The following is a 394-nucleotide window of genomic DNA, read 5'->3' on the forward strand; positions in this document are numbered from 1 at the left end:
GAACAGGACAGCGGTCGCGGCGACCGGGAGGGCCAGCAGCGCCAGGACGAGGTTCCTCGTCGCCCCGCCGGCCGCCAGCAGGGCCAGGCAGACCACCGTGGACGTCCATATGAGGGCGCGCCGGGCCCGCACGCTTTCCTGGTGTGCGCCGGTGGTGAACCGGCGGGCCCACGATGGGTCCTCGGCCTCTAAGTGTGCGGCGAGCTGACGGAGCCTGTCCTCGTCCGGTCCGGTCACGGCAGACCCAAGACGTGAGTCGCTTTGCCATCGCGCTGGACGACGTGGACGGTCACGGTGGCGGCCCCGGTGAGTTCCTGGACCGCCCCTTCGAAGGACTGCTGCCGTGCCCGCCAACGCTGCACGTCGATCTCCGAGGACGAGGCCGGGTCTGGAT

1 protein-coding gene is annotated in these 394 nt (G+C 71.1%); it reads right to left on the reverse strand.

Annotated features, from left to right (window positions below):
* On the reverse strand, nucleotides 1-237 hold a 237-nt coding region (locus M3677_RS18865; protein ID WP_368859925.1), incomplete at its 3' end, for a DUF3040 domain-containing protein.
* Nucleotides 238-394 lie beyond the last annotated feature (157 nt).

This window comes from Curtobacterium sp. P97 (assembly GCF_023712445.1).
GTDB lineage: Bacteria > Actinomycetota > Actinomycetes > Actinomycetales > Microbacteriaceae > Curtobacterium.